Annotated in this window: 3 protein-coding genes and 1 pseudogene; all 4 read right to left on the bottom strand. The window is 38.3% G+C overall.

The window, feature by feature from the left end:
• Positions 1-335, bottom strand: a pseudogene (locus UC75_RS17780) (protein FilE); the annotation flags it as partial.
• Entirely contained in the window at positions 329-1993 is a 1665-nt protein-coding gene (locus tag UC75_RS17775; RefSeq protein ID WP_049838380.1) for an OmpP1/FadL family transporter, read from the bottom strand. The pseudogene UC75_RS17780 and the gene UC75_RS17775, both read right to left, overlap by 7 nt.
• 12 nt (positions 1994-2005) lie before the next feature.
• The gene (locus UC75_RS17770) at positions 2006-3196 is read right to left on the bottom strand and encodes a hypothetical protein (protein ID WP_212771780.1); all 1191 of its coding nucleotides are present in this window, start codon (positions 3194-3196) and stop codon (positions 2006-2008) included.
• A gap of 44 nt (positions 3197-3240) precedes the next feature.
• Complete coding sequence (locus UC75_RS17765) at positions 3241-4074, bottom strand: C39 family peptidase (protein WP_045437505.1); 834 nt, start codon at positions 4072-4074, stop codon at positions 3241-3243.
• Positions 4075-4132: the final 58 nt, after the last annotated feature.

The following is a 4132-nucleotide window of genomic DNA, read 5'->3' as shown; positions in this document are numbered from 1 at the left end:
GCAGTCGGTGCAGTCGGTGCAGAATTTAATTTCTTTTGTGGTTGTTGTTCTACTCTTTTTGGTGAATCTGTATTGCGCGCTTCCTCTTTAAACACTTTTTGAGCGGGAACAACTATAGTATTAGTTGTTGGATTTTGGTGTTGTGTTTCTTCTATTTTAGAGGAGGTTTGTTTTTTCTGGTCAACTCTTTTACTAGGCACAATCATAGGACGGCCATCGGGACCTATAATCGTATAAAATCCGTCTGCATAAGAAACAGAAACATTCGCTATCGCAACACATAAGGTCAAGATAGCGAAATTAGGGTTAAACATCCGTTTATACTGTTTTACCATTTTGTTCTATAACTCAAACCAAGTACTGTGACTTTTGTATTCGTTTTTACATCTAAACCTGAATAAGGGTTTAATAAAATATTATCGACACCACACTTATTCGATAGAGTACTACTACAAGCTGGAATATTGTCACGACTACGTAAGAAACCGACAGAAAGATCTAAATCTGTATCAGCATCAAAACGATAACCTACCCCTAAGCCGAATAATTGCGCATTATTGATCGGAACCATAGTATTACGCTTATCATTAGGAATAGCACTGGCGCGCGGCTCATAACCTGCTCGTAACTTCAAACGATCAGTTGCTGAATACTCTAAACCAATACCCCAACTCCAAGGTGAAGTAAACTTTAATGGCAATGCTAAAGAGTTATCTGTTACATCATTCGATAGAAGTTTGGCAATCTTTAATAATGTAATCTGTCTATCAAATTCAAATTTAAACTTATCCCAAGCAGAATAATCAGTCCATCCAACATCAAAGTTTAATTGTAAATCTGGAAATATCTTATATTTAATACCTGCCTGAAAATGGGCAGGATATTCTAAATCCATAGCGACTAAACCAGACTCAGTATCAGGAACATATCCTGGTAATCCAAGAATGGCAGCTAAAATTTGCCCAGTTGCCGATGAGTTTAATCCCTGAACCAACTCTTGAGGGGCTTTAGCATTATTAATCATGTATTTGCCTTTGAGACGCATCTTGGCAGCACTTTGATATACCATACCAAAGCCAAAATCATCTGTCGGCTCCCAAAGCAATCCCAAGTTATAGCTAGGGCTTAATGATTGTTCTAATGAAACTTGTAATGCTCCCATTTTATTAAATGGATTCATTCCTTCTTTCGTATTACAAATTCCCAATAACAGCAGATCAGTAATCATATCGTTATTGTCTTTGAAGGGTGCACATACCACTTCATCAACCATACGCAGTACACCAATCATTTCATTAGGAAAACGTAAATCGGTATTTAAAGCAATCGCGTTATATGACATACCAATCGAAGCACCAATTGATAAATGATCATTTACTTGAAAACCAAAAGATGGGGATAGATACGTAATACGCTCTACAGCAACCTGTTGTCCCATATAGTTACCCGGATTGCCATTTTCCGCTCCAAAACCTGCTACTAAAGGCGCATACATTGCCGTTGCAAAGGTTACTTTTGAGCCTGGTGGCTTATAAGCTATACCTGCTGTAGGAGCAACAAGTGGGTAACCGGCTCCCAAATCAACCATTTTTTTAAGAATGGGTATATATAAGCTTGCATACTCGACATCCCCATGTACAGAATCTTTAAAATCTGTACAAATATTGGCAGAAATTTCTGGTCCATCATTACAAACTAAAGGATCGTCTGAATAACCAAAAATGTTGTACCCAGGAGGAGCTGAGAACTCTCGCTGGATATCAAAGTTTGCAAGAATACCTTGTACATCTGTTTGTAACCCATCAATTTTCGCTAGTGCTGCTGGGTTAAAATGAACTGCACTAATCCCTGGAGGATCTGCCGTTACAGCATTCCCCATAGATAGTGAACGAATATCAACAGCTAGGTTTTGTCCTAATTGAGCATTGGCAAAGCTAGAAAAACCGGAGATAACAATTGCCGCCGTTAAAGGACATAATTTAGGATATTTCACCTGCATATCTCCTTATTTTTGTTTTTTAGTAAAACCTAAAATATCTAACGGGAACGATAAACCAAGTGAAATATCCGGTGCATCTTCGGTTAAACCAATACCTACCGTACCATTAACAATTGTTTCAGGTGAAACACGTACACCTAAAGCAAAAGACAACATTGCACTACTTTGGTCTGGAGACGTATATGAGTCACCATTGTCAAACTGGAATTCAGCATTCATATTGAAGCTTTGCTGATATGACATGGTTAGAGATACATCGTAGTTAAATGAGTAAGCAAAACCGAAAGAAAAACCACCACTGATTCCAGGGTCAAATGAGGTTAATGTACGTGTACCACGGGCTTGATTTAACCCAGACTCTTTAAAACCATAGTTAGCAGATGCGGAAGCAAATAAAACAACTGGATCAATATATTTACGAGTACTGGCACCTACACCAGCTGAGTAGTAACCTTTACCTGTTGATAGCTCATCTAAACCAATTTCATATGGGCTATCCCCTGTCTTAGAAGATAAACTACCAAAAAGTACCAATGGTAATCGGCCTTGTTTTAATGGAAAAGGTTCCCAGCGAGCACCAAGGGAAATATCCCCTAACCCAGCAGTAGTCGTATCACGAATAATTTCAGATTTTGCAACAAAAGGAAGCGTTGCTGATAAAGTTAAGTTGTCCAAAACCCCATACTGAACCGTAAAACTATTTGTCAAAGTATGGTTAGCATCTTCTTCGACACGTAAACGGTTAAGTTGAGATGAATTATCTGATAAAGCTAAGTCAATTCGTGTATCACGATAATAAGTGTAGTCAAGGTCGTAATAAGAGGAGATGACGCCTTTTTTAATTAACGAATATTGTCGCTCATTTGAAGTAAATACTTCTTGTAAATTCGTCTCTTGACTTGCATCACCTTCTTTTTTCTGTAATGCAGTTGCAGCTTGATGTGCACCACCCTCATTAGCGGGTACTGGGCTATTATCCGTTGCAGATGTATCAGACGACTGTACTGTGCTTTCTGCTATAGCTGTATTCGAATTTGTTGTATCTACAGGTGTAGAACTTCCTGTGCTACCTGTATTTACATCTTGGCTCGATCCACCTATTTGTCCTTGTTGTACTTGATCCTCAGCATAAATTGTCCCTGTAATGGCACTCATACTTAAGGCCAATACACTCATCTTTATCCATCGATTATTCATGTTTTTCCCACCCAATTTATTTATTTTACTAAATTAAAATTTAACTATTTACGTTTGTAATAAAGACGCATATAGGTTTCTATTGGTAGTCCATAGGTTGCAGAGTGATTATCGTTATCTAACACGCGTCTCATGGTTGAGGCTTTATTTGCTAAACGATCATAATTAAATGTCGGATATTGCACGTCAACAAAAGCATATCTGTTAACGGTTGCATCCTCTACATGACGCATATCTGCATCTTTTAAAGCCAATAGATCTTTACGCTGAGATTCGGGCACTGAAATAACAAATAAAGTATTATTATCCCAAATTTCTTTAAAACGATTTTCATCGAAGCTGATATTGCCTAATGCTGGATCAGCCACATAGACTCGCCCGTCTTTATAGGCTTTATATACAACAAAATGTTTAAACCCAGCATAAGAAATAGGAACAATTGCAGGTTGTCCAAGTTTTACTAAATCAGAGAACTCACCCCGATAACCACCGCTCTCTAAACCGATTGCTGTGACAAAACGTTTCATATCGAGTAATGAGAAGCTTCGACGCTCAATAATGCGTTGATATTCGCCATACTGTAATAGGCCACTCATCGTCTGTTGTTCAGTCAAACTGGTTCCAACATACCCATTTAATAAGGTTGTAAGAGCAGCGGAACCACAACTATAGTCATAGGCCTGTCGAACAATTCCACGGAACTGATCTTCTACAGCAGGTTTGATCTTGACGGGTTCAATGTGATTTCGATGAAATGATAAATTACGTGAATCGGCAGTCTCTGTATAATAAACAGTTCCCGGCGGCTTTTTTTCTATTTCAAAGGCTTCTGTCGCAAAGTAATACATCAATGCTGAGCCTAAAACTATCTCTAACATAAGCACTTGGTCTAAATGGTGGCCTAACCGGCCTTATTCATTTTATTCTTAGAGCAAT

Source organism: Acinetobacter sp. V2 (assembly GCF_001188385.1).
GTDB lineage: Bacteria > Pseudomonadota > Gammaproteobacteria > Pseudomonadales > Moraxellaceae > Acinetobacter > Acinetobacter oleivorans.
The sequence above is the reverse complement of the archived record's forward strand: the minus strand, read 5'-3'. Positions and strand labels throughout refer to the sequence as shown.

Coding starts and splice junctions, on each gene's coding strand:
- UC75_RS17770 (WP_212771780.1), bottom strand. CDS start 3,196: ATGAATAATCGATGGATAAAGATGAGTGTATTGGCCTTAAGTATGAGT.
- UC75_RS17765 (WP_045437505.1), bottom strand. CDS start 4,074: ATGTTAGAGATAGTTTTAGGCTCAGCATTGATGTATTACTTTGCGACA.